21 protein-coding genes are annotated in these 22,516 nt (G+C 65.5%); 11 read left to right on the forward strand and 10 right to left on the reverse strand.

From position 1 onward, the window contains the following. Nucleotides 1–19 precede the first annotated feature (19 nt). From ATE62_RS04525 to ATE62_RS04550, 6 genes are all read left to right on the forward strand, one after another. Nucleotides 20–1,267 carry a cytochrome P450 gene (locus tag ATE62_RS04525; protein WP_231736105.1) on the forward strand — a complete coding sequence of 416 codons (1,248 nt, stop codon included), beginning with the start codon at nucleotides 20–22 and terminating at the stop codon, nucleotides 1,265–1,267. Continuing rightward, nucleotides 1,264–2,325 carry an acyl-CoA dehydrogenase family protein gene (locus ATE62_RS04530; RefSeq protein ID WP_058807102.1) on the forward strand — a complete coding sequence of 354 codons (1,062 nt, stop codon included), beginning with the start codon at nucleotides 1,264–1,266 and terminating at the stop codon, nucleotides 2,323–2,325. Before ATE62_RS04525 ends, ATE62_RS04530 begins: the two co-directional genes overlap by 4 nt. Further along, a complete protein-coding gene (locus ATE62_RS04535) occupies nucleotides 2,322–2,714 on the forward strand; it encodes a Zn-ribbon domain-containing OB-fold protein (RefSeq protein WP_058807101.1) in 393 nt (130 codons plus the stop codon). Before ATE62_RS04530 ends, ATE62_RS04535 begins: the two co-directional genes overlap by 4 nt. Beyond that, nucleotides 2,711–3,859, forward strand: coding sequence for a thiolase family protein (locus ATE62_RS04540; protein WP_058807100.1), 1,149 nt, complete (start codon nucleotides 2,711–2,713; stop codon nucleotides 3,857–3,859). Before ATE62_RS04535 ends, ATE62_RS04540 begins: the two co-directional genes overlap by 4 nt. Nucleotides 3,860–3,866: 7 nt before the next feature. Beyond that, nucleotides 3,867–5,075 carry an acyl-CoA dehydrogenase family protein gene (locus tag ATE62_RS04545; RefSeq protein ID WP_058807099.1) on the forward strand — a complete coding sequence of 403 codons (1,209 nt, stop codon included), beginning with the start codon at nucleotides 3,867–3,869 and terminating at the stop codon, nucleotides 5,073–5,075. Between the two features lie 92 nt (nucleotides 5,076–5,167). Further along, nucleotides 5,168–5,938: a helix-turn-helix transcriptional regulator gene (locus ATE62_RS04550; RefSeq protein WP_058807098.1), complete on the forward strand. Its 771-nt coding sequence runs from the start codon at nucleotides 5,168–5,170 to the stop codon at nucleotides 5,936–5,938. 143 nt (nucleotides 5,939–6,081) lie between these two features. On the opposite strand, the gene ATE62_RS04555 is transcribed toward ATE62_RS04550, so the two are convergent. Beyond that, nucleotides 6,082–6,612 (reverse strand): VOC family protein, encoded by a 531-nt coding sequence (locus ATE62_RS04555; RefSeq protein WP_058807097.1) that lies wholly within the window; start codon nucleotides 6,610–6,612, stop codon nucleotides 6,082–6,084. Nucleotides 6,613–6,710: 98 nt separating this feature from the next. Between ATE62_RS04555 and ATE62_RS04560 the strand changes: the two genes are divergently transcribed. Both ATE62_RS04560 and ATE62_RS04565 read left to right on the forward strand, forming a co-directional pair. Beyond that, on the forward strand, nucleotides 6,711–7,940 hold the full coding sequence (locus ATE62_RS04560; RefSeq protein ID WP_058807096.1) for an aromatic ring-hydroxylating oxygenase subunit alpha: 1,230 nt from the start codon (nucleotides 6,711–6,713) through the stop codon (nucleotides 7,938–7,940). 16 nt (nucleotides 7,941–7,956) lie between these two features. Then, entirely contained in the window at nucleotides 7,957–9,381 is a 1,425-nt protein-coding gene (locus tag ATE62_RS04565) for an aromatic ring-hydroxylating oxygenase subunit alpha (RefSeq protein ID WP_058807095.1), read from the forward strand. Nucleotide 9,382: 1 nt separating this feature from the next. On the opposite strand, the gene ATE62_RS04570 is transcribed toward ATE62_RS04565, so the two are convergent. The 9 genes from ATE62_RS04570 to ATE62_RS23165 are packed head-to-tail and all read right to left on the reverse strand — an operon-like array spanning nucleotide 9,383 to nucleotide 16,286. Continuing rightward, nucleotides 9,383–10,303, reverse strand: coding sequence for an SDR family oxidoreductase (locus ATE62_RS04570; protein ID WP_058807094.1), 921 nt, complete (start codon nucleotides 10,301–10,303; stop codon nucleotides 9,383–9,385). Further along, nucleotides 10,300–11,949 carry an FAD-dependent oxidoreductase gene (locus ATE62_RS04575; RefSeq protein ID WP_058807093.1) on the reverse strand — a complete coding sequence of 550 codons (1,650 nt, stop codon included), beginning with the start codon at nucleotides 11,947–11,949 and terminating at the stop codon, nucleotides 10,300–10,302. Before ATE62_RS04575 ends, ATE62_RS04570 begins: the two co-directional genes overlap by 4 nt. Nucleotides 11,950–11,951: 2 nt before the next feature. Next, on the reverse strand, nucleotides 11,952–12,344 hold the full coding sequence (locus ATE62_RS04580) for a nuclear transport factor 2 family protein (protein WP_058807092.1): 393 nt from the start codon (nucleotides 12,342–12,344) through the stop codon (nucleotides 11,952–11,954). Further along, nucleotides 12,341–12,571 (reverse strand): biotin/lipoyl-containing protein, encoded by a 231-nt coding sequence (locus tag ATE62_RS04585; protein WP_056372846.1) that lies wholly within the window; start codon nucleotides 12,569–12,571, stop codon nucleotides 12,341–12,343. The genes ATE62_RS04580 and ATE62_RS04585 overlap by 4 nt, the downstream gene beginning before the upstream one ends. Before the next feature lie 4 nt (nucleotides 12,572–12,575). Continuing rightward, a complete protein-coding gene (locus ATE62_RS04590) occupies nucleotides 12,576–13,565 on the reverse strand; it encodes an alpha-ketoacid dehydrogenase subunit beta (protein ID WP_058807091.1) in 990 nt (329 codons plus the stop codon). Then, nucleotides 13,562–14,542 carry a thiamine pyrophosphate-dependent dehydrogenase E1 component subunit alpha gene (locus ATE62_RS04595; RefSeq protein WP_058807090.1) on the reverse strand — a complete coding sequence of 327 codons (981 nt, stop codon included), beginning with the start codon at nucleotides 14,540–14,542 and terminating at the stop codon, nucleotides 13,562–13,564. Before ATE62_RS04595 ends, ATE62_RS04590 begins: the two co-directional genes overlap by 4 nt. Then, the gene (locus ATE62_RS04600; RefSeq protein ID WP_058807089.1) at nucleotides 14,539–15,186 is read right to left on the reverse strand and encodes a glutathione S-transferase family protein; all 648 of its coding nucleotides are present in this window, start codon (nucleotides 15,184–15,186) and stop codon (nucleotides 14,539–14,541) included. Before ATE62_RS04600 ends, ATE62_RS04595 begins: the two co-directional genes overlap by 4 nt. Before the next feature lie 9 nt (nucleotides 15,187–15,195). After that, a complete protein-coding gene (locus tag ATE62_RS04605) occupies nucleotides 15,196–15,960 on the reverse strand; it encodes an SDR family NAD(P)-dependent oxidoreductase (protein ID WP_058807088.1) in 765 nt (254 codons plus the stop codon). Further along, complete coding sequence (locus tag ATE62_RS23165) at nucleotides 15,924–16,286, reverse strand: hypothetical protein (protein WP_156420447.1); 363 nt, start codon at nucleotides 16,284–16,286, stop codon at nucleotides 15,924–15,926. Before ATE62_RS23165 ends, ATE62_RS04605 begins: the two co-directional genes overlap by 37 nt. A gap of 300 nt (nucleotides 16,287–16,586) precedes the next feature. On the opposite strand from ATE62_RS23165, the gene ATE62_RS04615 reads away from it, so the two are divergent. Genes ATE62_RS04615 through ATE62_RS04620 form a run of 3 tightly spaced genes read left to right on the forward strand, consistent with a single transcriptional unit; the run spans nucleotide 16,587 to nucleotide 22,395 of the window. After that, entirely contained in the window at nucleotides 16,587–21,344 is a 4,758-nt protein-coding gene (locus tag ATE62_RS04615) for an RHS repeat-associated core domain-containing protein (protein ID WP_082662603.1), read from the forward strand. Beyond that, entirely contained in the window at nucleotides 21,331–21,819 is a 489-nt protein-coding gene (locus ATE62_RS23170; protein ID WP_156420446.1) for a hypothetical protein, read from the forward strand. Before ATE62_RS04615 ends, ATE62_RS23170 begins: the two co-directional genes overlap by 14 nt. Before the next feature lie 24 nt (nucleotides 21,820–21,843). Further along, entirely contained in the window at nucleotides 21,844–22,395 is a 552-nt protein-coding gene (locus tag ATE62_RS04620) for a hypothetical protein (RefSeq protein ID WP_058807084.1), read from the forward strand. Nucleotides 22,396–22,516: the final 121 nt, after the last annotated feature.

Raw genomic sequence — 22,516 nt, forward strand, 5'->3', positions numbered from 1 at the left:
AGATCGAGGGAAGAGGCGCGTGAACGACATCGCCGCAAGCAGTTTTTTCGAGCCGCAGGTCATCGCCGACCCGTTCGACTATTATCGGACGTGGATGCCGAAGAGCCCCGTCGTCCAATTGTCGCCCGGCATGTTTCTCGTCCTCTCCTATGATCTCTGTTCGCAGGCGACGGGCGAGGTCGATATCTTCTCGAACAATTTCCAGGGCACGTTGTCGGGCGCGATGGCCGAGGATGGCGACGTCTCGGCGATCCTTGCCGAAGGCTGGCCGCAGGTCGACACCCTGCTGACCGCCGACCCGCCGGTCCACACGCGCTTCCGCAAGCTCGTCAACCTTGCCTTCTCGATGAAGCGCGTCGCCGCGATCGAAGAGGATATGCGCGGCGTCGTCGCCGGGCTGATCGACCGCATGGCCGAAAAGGGCGAAGCCGATTTCGTCCGCGATTTCGGCATCCCGCTGCCCGTCGCGATGATCGCCGGCCAGATCGGCATGACCAAGGACGATCTGGACAAGGTCAAGCGCTGGTCCGATGCCTTCGTCGACCGGCTCGGACGGATGATCCCCAAGGAACGCGAGCTCGAATGCGCGCGCGAGGTCGTCGAATTCCAGCATTTCGTGAAGGCCAAGATCGACGAACGCCGCGCCCACCGCACCGAAGACCTGCTCTCCGACCTCGTCCATGCCGAGGTCGACGGCGAGCGCCCGCTCGAGGATGCCGAAATCCTGTCGATCATGCAGCAGCTGATGGTCGCGGGGAACGAGACGACGACTTCGGCGCTCGCCGGCGGGCTGCTCCAGCTCATCGAGAACCCCGACCAGATGGCGAAAGCCGTTGCCGCCGCCGACGAAGGAAATGAGCGCGCGATCATCAACCTGGTCGAGGAAGTGCTGCGCATCGAAAGCCCGACCGCGGGCATGTGGCGCATGGTGCTGAAGGACGCCGAGCTCGGCGGCGTGAAGATCCCCAAGGGCGCGATGGTCCAGCTTCGCTATGCCGCCGCGAACCGCGATCCCGCCAAATATCCCGACCCCGACCGCTTCGATATGGAACGCGCCAACGCACGCAGTCACCTCGCCTTCGGCAAGGGCATCCATATGTGCGTCGGCAATATGCTGAGCCGCAAGGAAATGGCGGTCGCCTATTCCGAACTGCTCAAGCGCCTGACGACCTTCCGCGTGGCCGAAGGCCATGTCCCGAGCTGGCCGCCGAATATGCTGCTGCGCGGGCTCACGACGCTGCCCATCACCTTCGAGCGCCGCGCATGAATTTCGACCTCGACGAAGACCAGCAGCTCACGCGCGACACGATCGGCCGCTTTCTGGGGCCGGTCGACATCGCGGCGCGGCATGCGATGCGCCAGTCCGGCGGCGGCTATGCGCGCGCGCGCTGGCAGGAGATTGCCGATCTCGGCCTTCTCGCGCTCGCCGCACCCGAAGCCATGGGCGGCATCGGCGGGACGATGGTCGATCTCGCGCTCGCCGCCGAAGCGCTCGGCAAGGGCGTCGCGATCGATCCCTGGCTCGAAAATGGCGTGCTGCCGATCCGGCTGGCGGCGGCCGCGGGCGATCATGCGCTGGTCGCCGACCTGACCATCGGCGCGCAGTTCGCCGCGGTCGCTTTCGCCGAACCGGGTCGCCGGTACGAAACCGAAGCCGTCGGCACCAAGGCCGAAGGCGACCGGATCACCGGCGCGAAGACCTTCGTCCTCGGCGCCCCGCTCGCCGATACGCTGCTGGTGACGGTTGCGGGAAACAAGCTCGCGAAAGCCGAACGGGGTGCCGAAGGCGTCGTACGGCAAGACTATCCCGTGATCGACGGATCGAACGCCGCGACGATCGACCTGCATCGCACACCCGCCGACCTGTTCGATTTGCCCGCGGCCAAATTCCGGCGCGTGATCGGCGACGTCCGCATGCTCGCCGCCGCCGAGATGGTCGGCCTCGCGCAGACGATGTTCGACGACACGCTCGCCTATGTCGGCGAACGCCAGCAGTTCGGCGCCGCGATCGGCAGCTTCCAGGCGCTCCAGCACCGGCTCGTCGAATGCTATGCCGCGCTCGAACAGGCGCGCTCGATGATGCTGCGCACCGCGATGCTCGATCCCACGACCGACGATGCGAACTGGCCGCGGATCGCCGCGGGCGCCAAGGCCTTCGTCGGCGAGGCCGCAACGCGCATCGGGCTCGAAGCGGTGCAGATGCACGGCGGCATGGGACAGACCGACGAGCTCGCGATCGGCCATGCGCTGAAGCGGGTGATGCTGCTCGACAAATTGTTCGGTGATCGGGACCATTGCCTGCGCAGCTATGCGAGGGCCGCATGAGCGCGCGCGCGCCCATCGCGCCGGGCCTGTGGACCGACGAGGCCGAACCGCGCCTGATCGGCGCGCGCCGCGCCGACGGGGAAATCGTCTTTCCGGTTCCGGGCGGCGACGCCGCCGCGCTGGTCGAACCCGTCGCGCTGTCGCGCAAGGGCACGCTCTGGTCGTGGACCACGCAGGGCTTCGAACCCAAGGAGCCGTACAGCGGCCCGCAGCCCTTCCAGCCCTTCCTCATCGGCTATGTCGAACTGCCCGGCGAAGTGATCGTCGAGACGCGTATCGTCGACGCCACCGCGGCCGACCTCGTCATCGGCATGCCGATGGAGTTCGCCGTCGTCCCCTTCGACGATGCGCGCGCGACCTATGCCTTCCGTCCGGAGCGCCAGCCATGAGTGACGACGTCTATATCATCGGCGCCGGCATCCACCCCTTCGGCCGCACCGACGGCCGTTCGGGGCGCGATCAGGGCGTCTATGCGGTACGCGAAGCGCTCGGCGACGCCGGGATCGAATGGCGCGATGTCGAATTTGCCTATGGCGGATCGGCGGCGGCGGGGTCGGCCGACATCATGGTCAACGAACTCGGACTGACCGGCGTCCCCTTCATCAACGTCGCGAACGGCTGCGCCACCGGCGGCAGCGCGCTGACCGCCGCGCGCAATGCGATCGCCGCGGGCGCGTGCGATATCGCGCTCGCGGTCGGTTTCGACAAGCATCCGCGCGGCGCCTTCAACGCCAAGCCCTCGGATTACGGCCTGCCTTCATGGTATGGCGAAACCGGCATGATGCTGACGACGCAATTCTTCGCATTGAAGATCCAGCGCTATATGGCGCTCCACGGCATCAGCCGGCGGACGCTGGGCCTCGTCGCCGAAAAGGCCTTCCGCAACGGCACGCTGTGCGACCATGCCTGGCGCCGGTCGCCGGTCGACCTCGACACGATCCTGAACGCACCGATGGTCAACGATCCGCTGACCAAATATATGTTCTGCTCGCCCGCCGAGGGCGCGGTCGCGCTCGTGCTCGCCAGCGGCAGGAAGGTTCGCGAACTCGGCGCCGACGCCGTCCGCATCGCCAGCGTCGCCTTCCGCACCCGCCCCGAGGGCTCGTTCGAGGTGTTCGCGCCGTCGATCAGCGTCCATGGCGGCGGCAAGCCCACGCAAATCGCCAGCAAGGCCGCCTTCGAAATGGCGGGCATCGGTCCCGAGGATGTCTCGGTCGCGCAATTGCAGGACACCGAAAGCGGCGCCGAAATCATGCATATGGCCGAAAACGGCTTCTGCGCCGACGGCGAGCAGGAACAATGGCTGGCCGAAGGCTGGAGCGAGATCGGCGGCAGGCTGCCGGTCAACACCGACGGCGGCTGCCTCGCGTGCGGCGAGCCGATCGGCGCCTCGGGCCTGCGGCAGGTCTACGAAAACACGGTGCAACTGCGCGGTCGCGGCGGCGAGCGGCAGGTACCGAACGACCCCAAGGTCGGTTACTCTCATGTCTATGGAGCGCCCGGCCTGTCGGCGGTGGCGATCCTCGAACGCTAGAAATACTATGGATCTCGATCTTACCAAGGACGAACTGGAATTTCGCGAGGAGGTCCGCGACTTCCTGCGCACGTCGCTGCCGGACTATGTGCGCGACGGCGCGCGGCGCACCCCCGGCGTCTTCGTCGAGCCCGACATCGGCCTCGTCTGGCACCGCATCCTCAATGACAAGGGCTGGGTCGCCTATCATTGGTCCGAGGATTGCGGCGGCACCGGCTGGACGCCGATGCAGCGCTATCTCTTCGAAAAGGAATGCGCGATCGCCGGCGCCCCGGCATTGTCGGTGCTCGGCCTCCGCCTCGTCGGCCCCGTCATCTGCGCCTTCGGCACCCAGGAGCAGAAGGACCGCTTCCTGCCCGCCATCCGCGCCGGCACCGACTATTGGTGCCAGGGCTATTCCGAACCGCAGAGCGGCTCCGACCTCGCCTCGCTCCGCACGCGCGCACGCCGCGACGGCGACGAATATGTCGTCGACGGGTCGAAGATCTGGACCACCCATGCGCACCACGCGAACTGGATCTTCTGCCTCGTCCGCACCGACGGCGAAGTGAAGAAACAGGCGGGGATCAGCTTCCTGCTGATCCCGATGGACCAGCCCGGCGTCACCGTCACCCCGATCATCACCATGGCGGGCGATCACGAGGTCAATCAGGTCTTCCTCGACGGCGCACGCACGTCGGTCGACAACCGCATCGGCGAAGAAGGCCAGGGGTGGACGATCGCCAAATTCCTGCTCGAGAATGAGCGCGGCGGATCGTTCCACGCCCCGCGCCTGATCCGCGCGATCGACCATCTCGAACAGCTCGCGGGCATAGCCCCCAGCGGCCATAACGGATCGCTCGGCGGCGATATCCGGATCGCGACGCGCATCGCAAGGCTGCGGCTCGAAGCCGAGGCGCTGGAGACGACCGAGCTGCGCATTCTCGCCGACATGGCAAAAGGCCGCCCGGCCGGGCCGCAAACCTCGCTCGTCAAGCTTCTGTCGTCGGAAATCCACCAGCGGATCGACGGACTCGCGATGGATCTTCACGGCTATGACGGCCTGCAACTGCCGACAGGGCGCCCGCTCTACGGCAACGAAGCGCCGCCGCCGATCGGCGACGAAGATGCGCAGGTCGCCGCCGCCCGCTATCTCAACAGTCGTGCCTGGACCGTCTTCGGCGGTTCGAGCGAGGTCCAGAAAAACATCATAGCAAAGACGGTGCTACGCCTATGACACATGCATTGCGACTTGCCGATCAGTGTGAAATAGTCCCGGCTGTGGGAGAGAGAGCAGCCAGGCTGCCGGACGACGGGTTCGCACCGCCGATGAATACGAGGGCGCTCGTCGAAGCGGTCACGGTCCGCTGCGTGGAGGATATCCACGACGCGGCGGTTGCGCTGCGCGATTTCGCCGCCGCCCATGGCCTCCGCGCCGCGCTCTGCGACGATATTGCGTCCAAGGAAACGATGGTCGATGCCGACGGCGCGGTGCTCGCCGCCGACCTCTTCGGCTGGCTCGGAGACGGCGAGCGCTGGTGGGAAGACCACCGGCTCGCGCTCCACTCGCCGCTGCCGCGCTCGTGCCGCTACGAGAGCGAGGCCTTCTGGTGCAACGGCGAGGGCTTCCGCACCGCGGTGCCCAACCCCTATCTCGACGACATCGACCTCTCGCGCTATTTCGCCGCGAACCAGCGCTACCAGGCGGCGATCGTCGTGCCGGTCCACCTGCCCTTCGGCCAGATTTCGGCGAACAGCTATCACCCGATGGACCATGAGATCACCGACCTCGCCGACCAGTTCGCGGCGATCGGGCATATCCTGGGCGCGGCGACACGGCGCTTCATCGCGGGCTATGCCTCGGCGATGCGGACGAAGCGGCGCATTCCGTCGGACTGCGAATTGTCGAAGCGCGAGGTCGAATGCCTGCGCTGGGCGGCGATCGGCAAGACCGACCGCGAGATCGGCATGATCATCTCGCTGAGCCATGCGACCGTGCGCTATCACGTCCACCGTGCGGGCGAGAAACTGAACTCGGTCAACCGCGCGCAGACGATCTTCAAGGCCGGGCAGCTCGGGTATCTGGGGGCGAACAGCTGACATTTTAATCCTCCCTGTCGCGCAGCGATGGGGAGGTGGCAGCGCGAAGCGCTGACGGAGGGGCACTGGCGCAAAGGTCGCTGGCCCCTCCACCGCCCTGCGGGCGGTCCCCCTCCCCACCGCTTCGCGGCAGGGAGGATTTTTCACCCCAACGACCGCAGCGGCTCGCTCCCGTCCCACCCCATCGCCGCATCGCGCATCATCGCGAACAACTCGCGCGTGCCCGCCTGCGGTTCGAGCAACTCGACCAGCGTCCCCGGTCCCGTGCCGGGATCGGCGTAGATCACCCCGCCGGTGTCGCCCACCGGCGCCTCGAAGATGATCTCCGCGCCGACCTCGACGCAGCGCGCCCGCGCCTCGGCGATCGACTCCACCAGCACGCACACATGGTGCAGCCCTTCGCCCACCGCATATTCGCCGCGATAGAGCGACTTTGCGTCATTCTCGGGCCGGATCAGCTCGATCTGCATGTCGCCCCAATAGCCCAGTGCCATGGTGAACACCGGATTGCTCGCCTCGCCGCGATAGCGCCCGCCGGGGAGCGATACGTTCGGCAGCAGGAAGAAAGGCCCCGCGCCCATCACCTCGGTCCAATGCTTCACCGCGGCGTCGAAGTCCGACGGCACGAAAGCGAGCTGCATGATGTCGCCGAGCGATGCGAGCGTTGCGGGCATGTCTCTCCCCTCAAAAGCGATAGCGCACAAGCGCCGGGCTTTGTGCGATAAGCCCTTCGCGACCCGGAGTCATACTGGGCAAAATGTGAGGGAATGCCATGGCCGAGTCCGATCCGAAGATCGCGCCGCAGGACTGGTTCGCCGTCCGCAAGCGCAATGCGCGCGCGGGCCTGCGCAAACTGGTCGCGATCGTGTCCGAGAACCGCACCGATCGCGCGGAGGCACCGCTGCCGCTGCACAAGTCCGTCTATATGAGCGAGGCGCGCAATGCCGCCGAGATGGAGCATATTTTCCGGAACGAGCCGATCGTCGCCGGCCTGTCGGGCGACATCCCCAATGCAGGCGATACGCTCGTCTTCGACTCGGTCGGCCCGTCGATCCTCGTCACCCGCGGCAAGGACGGCGTCGCGCGCGCCTTCCTCAACATGTGCACCCACCGCGGCGCGAAGCTGGTCGAGGAAAAGGAACCCTGGCAGGGTTCACGCCCGCGTCTCGTCTGCCCCTTCCACGCCTGGACCTTCGATCCCGCCGGCCAGCTCGTCGGCCAGCCGGGCAAGGAAGGTTTCGCCAATTGCGAGATCGGCGCGCGCAACCTCATCGAACTGCCCTGCGCCGAACATCTCGGCCTGATCTTCGTGCGCGCCAATCCCGATGGCGCGCCGATCGACGCCGCCGCGCATCTCGGCGACTTCGGCCCGGTGCTCGCGCAGCTCGAACTCCACCGCGCCGAGCCGGTCAAGAAGGGCATCCTCACCGCCACATCCAACTGGAAATTCGCGCTCGACACCTATGGCGAGGGCTATCATTTCAAGATGCTCCACGCCTCGACGATCGGCGGCACGCACTACAGCGACCGCAACGTCTATGAACCGATCGGACGCCATCACCGCGTCAGTTTCCCCGACCTGTCGATCGGCAATCTCGTCGGCAAGGACGAGAGCGAATGGCCCGAGACCGACTATGGCGGGGTGCATTTCCTGTTCCCCAACACCGTCGTCTTCTTCGGCGCGGTGACGCCGGGGGTCTATTTCACCCAGCTCTTCCGCCTCTTCCCCGACGGCGCGGGCAAGATGTTCTGCCAGTTCGCCGTCTACGCCCCCTTCGGCGTCGAGAATGAGCAGCATCGCGCGATGTGCGAGATGGCCTATGACGCGACCGCGACCGTCGTCCAGACCGAGGATTATCGCGTCGCGAGCAGCGGCTATGCGAACCTCGTCACCGCCCCCGACGACTTCCACGTCGTACTGGGCGCGAACGAGCCGGCGCTGCACGGCGTCCACCGCTCGATCGCCGCGGCGTGCAAGATGCCGCTCGACCAGATCGCCTGACCTTCCGGAGCCAGTGATGAACGACCTCTCCCCGCCCCACGACCAGGACCGCGACGATCGCTGCCCGGGCACCAGCTACACCGACATGCTGAACGCCGACACGCGGCGCGTGCCCGACTATCTCTTCGCCGAATCCAATCAATCACTCGGCGACGAGCCCATCGCGATCGAGCGCTACGTCAGCGAGGATTGGGCGAAGCTCGAACGCGAGAGGATGTGGCCGAACATCTGGCAATTCGCCGCGCGTGAAGAGGATATGCCGAACCCTGGCGACACCGTCGTCTATGACATCAACGAGAAGAGCATATTGCTCGTCCGCCAGAAGGACGGATCGGTCAAGGCCTTCTACAATGTCTGCCTCCACCGCGGCCGCAAGCTGCGCACCGAGAGCGGACCGGCGGTGCACCTGCGCTGCCCCTTCCACGGTTTCTCCTGGCACCACGACGGGCGTTTCAAGGAAGCGCCGTGCGCATGGGACTTCAAGCATCTCGAAACCAAGGACATGAGCCTGCCCGAGCTCAAGGTCGAGAGCTGGCAGGGCTTCATCCTCGTCACCGAGAATCATGACCTGCCGTCGTTCCGCGACTGGGTCGGTCCCGGCGTCGAACATTATGACAATTGGCGGCTCGACGAATGTCACACCGGCGCGTGGGTCGGCCGCGTCATTCCGGCGAACTGGAAGGCGGTCGCCGAGGCCTTCATGGAGGCCTGGCACAGCATCGTGACCCATCCGCAGATCCTGGGCTTCACCGCCGACGCGAACACGCGCTACGACCTTTACGGCGATTTCCTCAACCGCGCGATCACGCCCGCGGGCGCGATGTCGCCGCACATCAAGGGCAAGGATCAATTCTACGTCCTGAAATCGCTCGAGGAATTCATCGGCGGCGGCGATAGCCGCGCGCGGCGCAGCACCGCGTCGGCCGACGACCTCAAGGGTTTCGATGCCGACGATCCGATGCTGGCGCGCAAGGTGCTCGCGGAGGCCAACCGCGCCGCTTTTTCGGCGATGAACGGGCATGATTATTCGGCCGCGACCGACAGCGAGATGCTCGACAATTTCACCTATAACGTCTTTCCCAATTGGGCGCCGTGGGGCGGGCTGACCCCGAACATCGTCTATCGCTGGCGGCCGTGGGGCGATGCCGATCACAGCCTGATGGAGGTCCGCATCCTGATGCGCACACCCAAGGGCGAAAAGCCGCCCAAGGCGGCGCCGATGCACCTGATCCCCGACGACCAGCCCTTTTCCAGCGCCAGCCACCTGATCGGCGCCGCGCTGGCGGGCGTGTTCGACCAGGACATGGAGAACCTCCCTTATGTGCAGGAGGGGATGAAATCCTCGCCCAATGGCGTAATCGAACTCGGCCATTATCAGGAGAGCCGGATCCGCCATTTCCACCGCACGCTGGGCAAATATGTGGGCGGGCAACTGCCCTAGGTCAGGCGGGAACCGTCGCCGGCGACCAGTCCTGCCGCTTCGCCCATTCCGAAAAGGGCGTCGGCGTCACCCCCAGCAGCCGCGCCGCGGGCACCGCGTCGAGCGCGACGGGCGACACCGGCCGGTCGTTGTACCAGCGATAGAATTTCGCCATCCCGTCATAGATGCTCGCGGGCTGGACGTCGCGCGATCCGGTGACGAGCTCGCTCATCCGCGCGGCGAATTCGTCGGGGCTCAGGCTCTGGAAGCGCACCGGACGCCCCGCCGCGACCGACAGCCGCTCGGCAACCTCGGCGCCGACCAGCGCTTCGGGTCCGCCCACCGCGATGCGGTCGGCGATCAGGTCCTCGTGCAGCAGCGCCGAGACCATATAGGCCGCGACATCGTCGAGGCAGATCCAGCTGATCTTCAGCGTCTCGGCCGCCGGATAGGCGAAGACCCCGCTGTTCACGATCGCCGGGCGCGACCAGATGCGGGTGATATTGTCCATGAATACCATCGGCTCGATGATGACATAAGGCACGCCGCTCTCATGGATCGCGCGCTCGATGTCGCGCCGTCCGTCGTGCGCCGACAGGTCCAAATCGCGGTCGGCGACGAAGCAGCTGGTGTTGAAGACGATCTTCCGCAGCCCCGCCGCGCTCGCCGCCGCGGCGATGTTGCGCCCCATCGTCGCGGCGCGCTCGCGGTCGAATTCGAACGGCAGGTGCATGGCGAGCGCATCCTGCCCTTCGAAAGCCGCGATCAGGCTGGAAACGTCGTAAAGATCGGCAGCGACCTCGGGCACATCGCGATGAGGCGTCGCCGCCATCGCGCCCGGCCGCCGCACCCCGGCGGTCGGTTCGAGGCCGCGCGCCTTCAGCGCCGTGAGCAGCGGGATACCCTGATCGGCGGGCGCGCCGAGGACGATGACCTTCTTCATGCCGCACCCTCCATCTGCTTTGCCGAAACGCGCGCGGCGTGGCGCCCCGCGAGGAAACCGAACACCATTCCCGGCGCGATCGTCCCGCCAGGGCCGCCGTAGGTCATGCCCATCGCCGAGGCCATGACATTGCCCGCGGCATAAAGCCCCGCGATCGGGCCGCCGTCGACGCTCAGCACCCGTGCATCGGCATCGGTCTGCGGCCCGCCCTTGGTCCCGAGCGCCCCGCTCTTGATCTCGATCGCGAAGAAGGGCCCCTGGCCGATCGGTCCCAGCGTCGCCGCGGTCGAGCCGCGCCCGTCGGGATCGCCCCACCATTGGTCGTGCGCCGCATCGCCGCGCCCGAAGTCGGGGTCGCGCCCGCTCGCGCAATGGGCGTTGAAGCGCGCGACCGTCGCATCGAGCGCCTCGGCATCGATCCCGAGCCGCGCCGCGAGTTCGGGCAGGCTTTCGGCGCGCATCGCCCATTGCGGCGGCGCGACGCCGCGCTCGCCGCTGATCATGCCGAAGCCGAAGCGGTCGATATATTGCTGGTCGAAGATCAGCCAGCACGGCAGGTTCTTGTAGTCGAAGGCGCTGACATCCTGATCGTGGAACGCCGCGCCGATCGCGTTGTAGTTCGCCGCCTCGTTGGTGAAGCGCTGGCCCGCGCGGTTGACCATGATCGAATGCGGCAGGCTGCGCTGGCCCGCGACGAGCGTCTTGCCCGTCGAGCAATCGCTTGTCGGCACCTCGGCGACCGGCATCCACCAGGCTTCGCGCATATTGCCGAGCATCGCGCCGACGCGCATCGCCATCTTGAGCCCGTCGCCGGTGTTGGTCTTGGGACTCAGCGGATGCGTCATCGGCCCGCGGATGAAGGCGCGGAGCAGGTCGGCGTCCCACTCGAAGCCGCCGGTGGCGAGCACCACCGCATCGGCCGCGACCTCGATCTCGCCGTCGACGGTCTCGAACGCGACACCCGCCACCCGATCACCATCCATCAGCAGCCGCACCGCGCGGTGCCCGGTATGTGGTTCGATCCCGCGATCGAGGCATGCGCGGAGCAGCCGCCCGACCAGCGCCTGCCCGCTGCCGCGCAAATCGCCGTCGATCCGGCGCTGCAACTCCTCGGGCGCCAGCGGCTGCGGCTTTGCCTGCCCCAGCGGCGTGTCGTAGATCGAAAAATGCGGTGAGGGATAATAGGGCGACTGCGTCACCTTGTCGGCCCATTCGCCAAGCTCGTGGAACGAATAGAGCGGGCAATCGAGCGAGCGTCCGCCGTTCGGCATCCCGCCCGGGAATTCGGCATGATAGTCGGGGAATTCGGGGATCGGCCGGAACTGCACCGGCGTGTTCGCCTCGAGAAACGCGACCATCTCGGGTCCATGATCGAGGAAGGCCTCGACCAGAGGCTGCTGCATCAGCCCGTGCGACATCGACATGAGGTAGGTCAGCGCCTTGGCGCGGCTGTCCTCGACGCCGAGCGCCCCTTCATGACGATTGTTCGGGATCCAGATCATCCCGCCCGACCAGGCGGTCGTCCCGCCGACCCGATCGCCCTTCTCGAACAGCGAGACGCGCGCGCCGGCCTCATGCGCCGACAGCGCCGCGGTGAAACCCGCACCGCCGGTGCCAAGGACGATGACGTGCGGCGCTTTGCTCATCTCTATGCCTTCAATTGCTCGACCATATGCGCGGTGTCGAAATAATGGATGCGCATCGACGCCATCTTGCCGGCGTCGTCGAACTCGGTGACCTCCGCGATATGCGTCTCGAAGCGCTTGCCGCTCGACTTCGCGGTCACGGTGAAGTGGAGCAAGGCGACGGCATATGTCTCGCCGCCGACCAGTTCCATCCATTTGACCACCGGCTCTTCCCAATAGCCCATGACATGCGCGTAGAGCCGCTGCAGCGCATCGCGCCCGCGCCATTCGCCGCCGTAGGGCAGCGAGGTCGGCTCGTGGATGACGAGATCGTCGGCCATGAAGCCGGCGACCGCATCCCACTCGCCGCGCGCGACCGCAGCATACATCGCCTTGCTGGCTTCGAGCGGGGTCATTCGATCGTGCCGACGAGCGCGCCGACCGGATAGACCTCGCCCTCGACGCCCGTCGGACGGATCGTACCCGCGACCTGCGCCTCGATCTCGACCGTCGTCTTGTCGGTCTCGACCGTGTAGATGATGTCGCCGACCTCGACGCGCTCGCCGTCGCCGAACATCCATTCGTTGAGCGTCATTTCGGTCGCCGACATGCCGATCTTCGGGATGCGCAGTTCCTCCGCCATCGCCTCAACCCTCCCAGTTGACCGCGGTGCGCACCGCATCGGCGATCTTATCCTTGTTCGGGATCCACGCCTGCTCGAGGGCGTTCGCCATCGGCACCGCCGAGAAGGCGCCGCCGATGCGCGTCACCGGGGCCTTGAGCTTGCCGAACAATTTTTCGCCCAGCCGCGACGCGATTTCGGCGCCGGTGCCATATTGTTTCACCGCCTCGTGCAGCACCACCGCGCGGCCGGTCTTCTCGACCGACGCGGTGACGGTCGCCTCGTCATAGGGCGCGATGGTGCGCAGATCGATCACCTCGACCGAAATCCCCTCGCCCGCCAGCCGCTCGGCGATTTCGAGCGCGTCGAGCACGGTGCGGCCATAGGTGATGATCGTGCAGTCGCTGCCCTCGCGCGCCACTGCCGCCTTGCCCAGCGGAACGACATGACCCGGCCCCGGATCGTCGGATTTCAGGCCGTAGCAGAGGATATTCTCGATGAAGATCACCGGGTCGTTGCACGCGATCGCCGCGCGCATCAGCCCCTGCGCGTCGGCGGCGTTCGACGGGGTGACGATCTTCAGCCCCGCGACATGCGCGAACCACGCTTCGAGCATGTCCGAATGCTGGCCGCCGAAGCCGACCCCGACGCCGGTCGTCGTACGGATCACCAGCGGGACGTTGGTCTGCCCGCCCGACATGAAGCGCAGCTTCGCGGCATGGTTGACGATCTGGTCCATCGCGACGGTCACGAAGTTCATCAGCATGATCTCGGCGATCGGACGGAAGCCCGCGAGCGCCGCGCCGACGCACGCGCCGACGATCGCCTGCTCCGAAATCGGCGTCGCGCGGATGCGATGCTCGCCATATTTCTCGGTCAGCCCCGACGAGATCTTGAACACGCCCCCGCCCTGCTTCGCGGCGACATCCTCGCCGAGCAGGATCACGCCTTCGTCCTCGGCCATTGCCTCGTCGATCGCGCGGTTGATCGCCTGCGTCATCGTGATCTGGGTCATGCCGCAATCTCCTCTTCGAAGACGTCCTTGCGGATTTCCTCGGGCCCCGGCAGCGGGCTGTTCGCGGCGAATTCGGCGGCGGCGTCCATCTGCGCGTCGAGGTCGGCGACGATGGCATCGAGCTCGGCCTCGCTGAACTGATGGTCGAGCATCAGCTGGCGCAGCCGCGGCAACGGGTCCTCCGCCGCCATCTCGGCGAGATGCTCCTTCGGCATGTAGGAGAAGTCCGAGCCGAAGAAATGGCCCATCATGCGGTAGCACATCGCCTCGATCAGCGTCGGCCCCTCGCCCGCCCGCGCGCGATCGACCGCGGCCTTGGTGGTCTTGTACATCGCGATGGCGTCGTTGCCGTCGACGTGCGCCCCGGCCATTCCATAGGCCTTGGCACGGGTGACGATCGAATCGACCTTGGTGTGGTCGGCAAAGGCGGTATGCTCGCCGTAACGGTTGTTCTGGCAGAGGAAGATCACGGGCAGCTTCCAGAGCTGCGCCATGTTCATCGCCTCGTGGAAGGCGCCGATATTGGTCGCGCCGTCGCCGAAGCAGACCATCGTCACCTTGCCGTCGCCGCGGTTCTGCGAGGCGAGCGCGAGGCCGTTGGCGATCGGCAGCCCCGATCCGACCACCCCCGTCGTCACCATCACGCCCGTTTCGGGATGCGTGATGTGCATCGACCCGCCCTTGCCGCGGCAGGTGCCGCCGACCTTGCCCGCAATCTCGGCGAACAACGGGTTCAGCGGCACGCCCTTGGCGATCTGGTCGTGCTGGCCGCGATAGGTGGTGACGAGATAGTCATCCTGTTCGAGCGCCGCCATCGCCGCCGCCGACACCAGTTCCTGCCCGCGCACCGTATAATAGATCACCGCGAGCTTGCCGGTCATCAGCAGCGAGCGGAATTTCTCGTCGGCGCGCGCGACGCGCATCGTGCGGGTATAGATATCGCGCAGCGTGTCGCGATCGATCGTCGTCTCGGTCATGCAGGCTCTCCGATGCCCAGTTGGGGGTTGGCGCTGGCGACGGCGCCGGGTCGCGCCGCGACGCGGTCACGCCAGGCGGCCAGGTTGGCGAGCGCGGGATCGAGCGGCTGCCCGACCATCGCGCCGAATTCGACGAAGCTGTAGAGCAGGATGTCGGCGAGGCTGAAGCGCTCGCCCGCGAGCCACGGCCCCGCCCCGACGATCCGGTCGACCTGCACCAGCCCGTCGGCGGCGAGCCGCTTCAGGTCGCCGGCGGCATCGGGCAGGCAGAGCAGCCGGCTCTGGAACATCGGCAGCCCCTCGGCGCCGCGAAAGCCCGCGGTCATCGGCACGACGACGAGCTGGTCGACGATGCGCACCAGCATCCGGGTCCGCCCGCGCTCTTCGGCGGTCGCGCCGAGCAGGGCGTGCCCGCCCAGCGTCTCGCCCAGATATTCGCAGATCGCGACGCTCTCGGCGATGCAATTCCCGTCATCGAGTTCGAGCAAGGGTGTGTGGCCGAGCGGGCTTTTCGCGCAGAAATCGGGCTGGCGGTTCTCCGCCGCCATGATGTCGACGAACCGGCGATCGACCTGCACCCCGCTTTCGGCGAGATACATCAGGACCACGCGCGGATTGGGACCGAGCGATTGATAGAGTTTCATCGCCTGGCCCTAGAACTGGACGCGCTTGGTGAAGCCGCCGTCGATCACGAGGTGCGCGCCGGTCATATAGGGGCACGCCGGCGACGCCATGAACACGATGCCCTTGGCCACTTCCTCGGGCTCGCCGAAGCGCCCCATCGGCATTTGCGCGAGCGTGCCTTCATAGAGCGCCGGCACCGCCGACTTGATCACCTCCCAATTGCCGCCGGGATAATAGATCGCGCCGGGCGAGACGATGTTGACGCGGATATTCTGCGCCGCGAGCGCCTGGCTCAGCTGCGAGCCATAGGTGATCAGCGCGGCCTTCAGCGCGTTGAACGCCTGCGGCACGATGAAGGTCTCGACCGCCGCGGTCGACGACATGAAGATGATCGAGCCCGACCCCGACGCCGCGAGCGCCTCGGTCAGCACCTCGACGCCGTGCACCGCGCCCATCACGTCCATGTCGAGCCCGCGCTGCCAGTCGCCGGTCGCCCCCTGCCCCGACGAACTCGCCGTGTGGATGAAGATGTCGCAGCCGCCGAGCGTGTCGCGCGCCTTTTCGAGCCAGGCGCGATAGCCGTCGGGATTGCCGGTCATGTCGAACTGTTCGCCGAACACCTTGCCCGGCCCCGCGGCATCGATCGCCGCCACGGCCGCTGCGACCTTCCCGGCATCGCGCGAGAAAAAGGCGACATCGGCGCCCTCGGCGGCAAAAATCTTGAGCGACGCGAGCCCAAGCCCGTGCGCGCCGCCGTTCATGATGACTTTCTTGCCCTTGAGACCCAGATCCATCGCATCCTCCTCGCGTCATTTTGGGAAGAGCGTATCGTGCCGGCCCGCAACCGGACATCAGCAAAAATGGGAGCGTTTTGGATTGCGCGAGTATCTCGAACCCGGGATGAGGCGACATATCCTCGAGGAAGGCAGGCCGGCGGTTGAACTTTGCCTTCCAAAAACGGGGCAATCTGCAGGAACTGCACGCCCAGCGGCGGGTTGCCGAACAGTATCAGCGTCGAGCGGCGCAACGGCAGGCGCGCGCCGCGCGCCAGTTCGGCCTGGTCGATCGTCGCGAAATGCCGGATGCCCTTGGCGGCGACGTCGGCGGTCAGCCGGCTCACCGTCGCGTCGAAGCCGTGCGCGCTCGGCAGCTTCCAGCCATTTCGGATCGACAATGACCTGATTTATGCCGATCTTCCGGAAGCAGCGGCATAATAGCGGGCAATTCTGGAATAAGCCCCTGCCAAAACGGCAATGATCTTCTTGAAAATACGTCACATCGTCAAATGATTATCCGATATGGATTTATCTCTACGCTAATATCGAGCGATCCGGATTGACCATTTCATCTCGCCAGAACAGTAATCTCCAAATATAACCATCGCCCGACCGGCGCGGTGGCATCAGGGGAGATTCTTCGGATGGACCGAGTTTTGCCGCGCGGGATCGTCGCCGCGCTGGCGGCACTGATCGCATTCCTTGCCGTTCCAGCGCTGGCCCAGAGCCTTCCAGGAAGCGAACCGCCGCCGCCGCCCGCCGCCTTGTGGTATACCGCCGGCGACACGCAGGGCTTCTCCAGTCCCGACAACGCCTGCCGCCGTCAGCACAAGATTTTCAACGAGAATGCCACCTATCAATCGCCGGACTATGTCTCGCCCGTCAAATATGGCTGCAACTGGATTCCCAGACAGTTCGGCGGCCCGCCCAATTCGGGCACCCAGATCGCGGCATGGGTCGATCTCCGCTGCCCCAGCGGATGGGAGCCGACGCGTTTCTGGTGGGAATATCATTGCACGCGCGCCCGCGACGACGACGGCGAAAATGGCTGCCGCGAGCCGGCACAGCCGGTTTCCAAGTGCACGCAACCGAGCGCGGGCAACCCGATCTCGATCACCAGCGGCGCCAAATTCCAGTCGGAAAGCGACTATGCCACCGCCGACGGGTTGCTGCGCGTCGATCGCCACTACAGCAGCCGCCAGCACCGCGGCGGCGGGACATGGGCGACCACCCCGCTCCAGGGATTCGGCCCGAACTGGCACGGCATCCTGCCCGGCCGCCTGACCGTCTATAACAACAGCAGCGTCACCAACGACGTCGCGCGCTTCGAATATCTGACCGCCACCGGCGGCATCGATTATTTCACCGCGGCCGATACCGACGATCCGAACAATTGGACCTTCGTCACTTCGGGCAAGGGGCGCCGCAAGCTCGAGGTCATCGGCACGCCGACGACGACGCGGCAGGTCTATCTGCGCAATAGCGCAGCAGTCCCCAACGGCCCCGCCGAGTTCCGCATGACCGAACCCGACGGCACCTATATCCTCTTCCGCCGTGCGGACGACTGGATCGACAGCGACCGCGTCCGCCACCTGGTCCCCATCGAGCAGGGCGAGCCCGGGGGTTATGTCCGCTATTTCGACTATCCTGGAACGAGCGAATATCCGGACAAGGTCCGCGACAATCTGGGCCGCGAGATGACGCTCAGCTGGGAGGAGACCAAGACCAAGGGCTTCGCCTCGTTGACCAGCAGCGGCGGCTCGACAGCGGTGAGCTTCACCTACGACACACCGCACAAGCTGAAGGTCATCGACGAAATCGGGCTGCCCGACACCACCAAGCTCGTCTACACCTATGACGATACGTCGAACCTCGATCGCGTCGGCCGCGAAGACCGGCTGACGCGCGTCAGCCGCCAGACCGCGGGCGGGACCGAGCTCTGGGCGCGCGAATATCTCTACGAAAACAATGTCTACCCCTATGCCCTGACCGGCACGAAGGACCAGAACGGCAACCGGCTGTCGACCTATGGCTACCACCCCTATGGCCTCGCTTCGAGCAGCGAGCGCGCGGGCGGGGTCGGCCGCGTCGAGGTCAGCTACACCTTCACCGACAATGCCAATGAAAAATGGCTCTATCGCCGGGTGACCAACCCGCTGGGGCGGCAGGAGGACTACAGCTTCTACCGCTTCTATTACAACACGCCGATCAGCCGGCCGCCGGTGCTCACGAAGGTCGAGGGCCTCGCCACCGCCACCGTTCCCGCCGACAGCGAAACCATCGCCTATCAGTCGGTTCCCGGCGTCAGCGGCGGGCGCATCCCGCAGACGATCACCGACCGTCGCGGCGCGGTGACCAGAATCACCAACGATACCAACAACCTGCGACCGACCGCGATCACCGAAGCCTTCGGCACCGCTTTCGCGCAGACCAGCAACATCGTCTGGCACGCGGCGCTCGACCTGCCCGAGCAGGTCGACGTGCCGGGGCTGCGCACCAACTACAGCTACGACGCCGCCGGTCAGCTGCTGACGCGAACGCTGACCGACACGACGACGCATACGCTGCCCTATGCCACCGCGGGCCAGACGCGGACCGAGACCTACAGCTGGGCGGCGGGCGGACGCCTGGCGTCGGTCGACGGCCCGCGCCCTGCCGCGGGCGGCCAGGACGATGTGACCAGCTTCGCCCACGACAGTGCCGGCAATCTGCAGACGATGACCAACGCGCTCGGCCATGTCACGACCTTCGCGGGTTACGACGCCAATGGCCGCCCCGGATCGATGACCGACCCCAATGGCGCGGTGACGCTCTTCGCCTATGACGCGCTCGGGCGGCTGCTCTCGACCAATCGCAAGGATCCCGCGTTGCCCGCGCTCGATGCGATCACGGCCTATGAATATGATATCGAGGGCCGCGTAAAGGGCATCACCCTGCCCGGCACCCAGAAGATGATCTTCACCTACGACCTCGCGGGCCAGTTGATGCAGGTCGCGAGCGCCGACGGCGAGCGCTGGCGCGTCCAGCGCGACGCGATGGGCAATATCGTCCAGGAGAAGATCAAGACCGCGGCCGGCACCGACCGCAGCACGATCGCGCGCAGCTTCGACAGCCTCGGCCGCATGCTGACCGAGACCCTCGGGCCCGGCCGGACGACGGCATGGGAGTATGACAAGAACGGCAATCCCACGCGCACGACGTCGCCGCGCAGCCACGCGACCGACATGGCCTTCGACCCGCTCAACCGCCTCATCTCGACGCTCGCCCCCGACAGCGGGACCACCGCCACCGGCTACGACGCCAGGGACGATATCGCCGCCTTCACCGATGCCGCTTCGGTGCAGACGAGCTTCGTGCGCAACGGCTTCGGCGAGGTGATCCGCGAGACCAGCCCCGACCGCGGCACCAGCGTCTACGAATATGACAGCGCGGGCAACCTGACCAGGGCGACCGACGGCCGCGGCCAGGTGATCGAATATAGCTACGACATCCTCAATCGCCTGACGCAGAAGATCCCTGTCGGGCGCCCCGCGGCGGAGATCGTCAGCTACACCTACGACGGCAACACGCTGACCGCCTGCTGGTGCGTCGGCCGCCTCGCGACGATGACCGACGCCGGCGGCACCACGCGCTTCGGCTACGACCACCGCGGCAATTTCCTCGGCAAGAATATCGTCGGGACGACGCTCGGCACGCTGACGCTCAAATATGACCTCGCCGACCGCATCGTCCAGACCCGCCTGCCGAGCGCACGCTTCGTCGCCTACACCCGCGACGACAAGGGCCGCGTCATCCGCGTCGAAACGCGCCCGAACAGCAGCGGCGCCTGGACGCTCCTCGCCGACAATATCGCCTACGAGCCGCTCGGCCCGATGAAGTCGGCCGACCTCGGCAACGGGCTCAAGCTGGCGCTCGACTGGGGCAGCGATCGCCGCCTCGCCTCGAAGCGGCTGTACACCGCGGCGGGGACCGACGTCTGGCATGTGAGCTACGGCTATGACGCCGACGACAATATCGTCGCGATCACCGACCTGGTGAACCCGGCGAACAGCCTCGCCTTCGGCTACGATGCCGTCGACCGGCTGACCCGCATGGACGGCAACGCGGGCACCTTCGCGCGGCAGGATTTCCTGCACGACGCGAACGGCAACCGCACCGCGGTCGAGCGCCGCACCAACATAAGCGACCTCACCCCGGCGGAGAGCGACACCTATACCAGGGCGAGCGGCACCAACCGGCTGGCGTCGGTGGCGATGCCCGCGGGCACGCGCAGTTTCACCCACGACGCGCGCGGCAACCTCTCCGGCGAGACCTTGCCCGGCGGCGGCACGGTGACGCTCGCCTATGACGGCCACGCCCGCCTCACCAGCTACGCCGCGACCGGCGCGCCGGGCCAGGCGATGACCTACAATGGCTTCGACGAGCGCATCCGGATGGTCACCACGCCCGCGGGCGGCGGCGCAGCCGACACGCGCCACTTCGCCTATGACCAGCACCACCGCCTGATCGGCGAATATGGCGCGACCACCGCCGACTTGCGCGCCGAACATATCTGGCTGCTCCCCGAACTCGGCGGCGCCGCCCCCTTCGGCGGCGACGACGGCCTCGGCGGCTATATGCCGCTCGCGGTCGTGGTCCCCGCCGGCGGTTCGACCGCGATCCACTGGGTCCAGGGCAACCACCTCGGCACCCCGGTAGCGGTCACCGATGCGAGCGGCGCGATAGTGACGCCGGGCGGCTACAGCATGCCGGGCTTCCCGGGTCAGGCAAGGCAGCACGCCGAGCTCTATTACAACTACTACCGCGATTATGACGTGAGCTTGGGGCGCTATGTGCAGGCCGATCCGATTGGGTTGGAGGGGGATGTTAACCTATATTCTTATGCGCTTGCCAATCCTCTGCGCTATACGGATCCCACGGGCGAAGTAGTGCCGATAATACTTGGTTTTGCCATCGGCGCTGGAATAGAATATTTTACCAACGATTGCGCGTCGGCGAGCGACATTATCTTGGCTGGCGCGTTGGGAGGCATCGGAGGAGGTTTCAGCAAGCTCGCGCTACTACGGCATGGACCGCGGTCGCTGACGAGAGTGACGGGGAAGGAGTGGTCACACGCGATCTCACGTAAGAGGGTCAATAGCCTATTCCCCAAGGAAACCTGGCCGCGGATGAACCGAATGCTCAACAAACGCGGTGGATTAAATGGCAGCTGGGTCGATCCCAAACGGCACTATAAGCACGACGCGGACCGATATCCGATCGGTCATGGTCAGATGGGAAATCGGCTACCGAAACCGCTTCGTGGTTTGGATCGGATACCAGATTGGATGAAAGCAACATCGGCATCGATCTTTGCTGGCACGACTGTCGTAGGAGAGGATTGCGAATGTGAACGCCGCTAATCTAATCATTCACATTCCGATCAAGCTGTTGGGCGATATCCTGCGGTGGCTTTCATTCGAAGGATCTTGGAGCCTCGCTTATCCAACCGATAAAATAGCGAATCACCTAGCCTTATCTCTTCCGGAAATTGATAGGAGCAGGCTGTGCCGGCAGCTTTCCCAATTTTTCTTCCAGAGCAGATATAACAAGGGCCGCATCAATCCCATCTTTCACTATGCGCTTGATCCAAAAGACTTGCTGGATCGTGAACTGTATCACGATGCACTTTTCCAGATAGAGATGCTGGTTGACGGCAAAAAACAACGGGCGAATGCGACATTTTATTCTGGACGCCTTCACTCCATCGAACTGCCCAAGCCGATCGCATTTTATAGCCACAAGGCCGTGCAACTCGGATCCGTGACGCGAGGGGACCCACGAAGCACCATGACGCGAGCTATCGATCGGTTGGAACACGGTCGCGAGCAGAAATGAGGCTGATTTCAGGAAAAGTGCCCGATGCCCCAAGACACATCGCACCCCATCCTCCGCAAAACTCTGAAGCATCTATTGCTTCCCGCGCTCATCCAGCGCAATTTCTTTCAGGCCAGTTTTCCGCGCGAGTACCGCGACTTTCAAACAACACTTCACGAGCCACTGAAACTGCTCCATCGCATCGAGGATGACATATTGCACATTCTGAGCGTGCAAATGTTTACGCTCGACAGGGCAACACTCGCCTTGCGCTTCGTCGCCGTTCCACCGACGGGGATATTGGACACGAGCGGCGACATTTTACCCCAAGATGGCCCGATAATTCCGGACTTCGCAAACGGCGGTTATGAGTTGCTGCGCAATCCGCGCCGGGTGAAATATTTCTCGGCTGATCGCTGGTGGCGCAAGACGCGCGAGGAGCATATCGAGGCAATGGTTCGAGAAGTCATCGATTGCCTCGACGAAGTGGACGCCGCGCTTCGACGCGGGGAGATCGGACCGCACATCCAGCGACACCGCGACTATATCATCCGGCGGATCGAAGGCACTGACAAGCATGAAGTCGTCACGATCTGATGAGTTCAGGCATTTGGGGTGAATCATGGTTAGTTAGAAACGGGTACTGAATATGGATGGAGACACCAACCTTCGGGTCATCAAAAGATCTAGGCATGAGCCTGCCGAAGGAGAATTATTT

Source organism: Sphingopyxis sp. HIX (assembly GCF_001468285.1).
Taxonomy (GTDB): domain Bacteria; phylum Pseudomonadota; class Alphaproteobacteria; order Sphingomonadales; family Sphingomonadaceae; genus Sphingopyxis.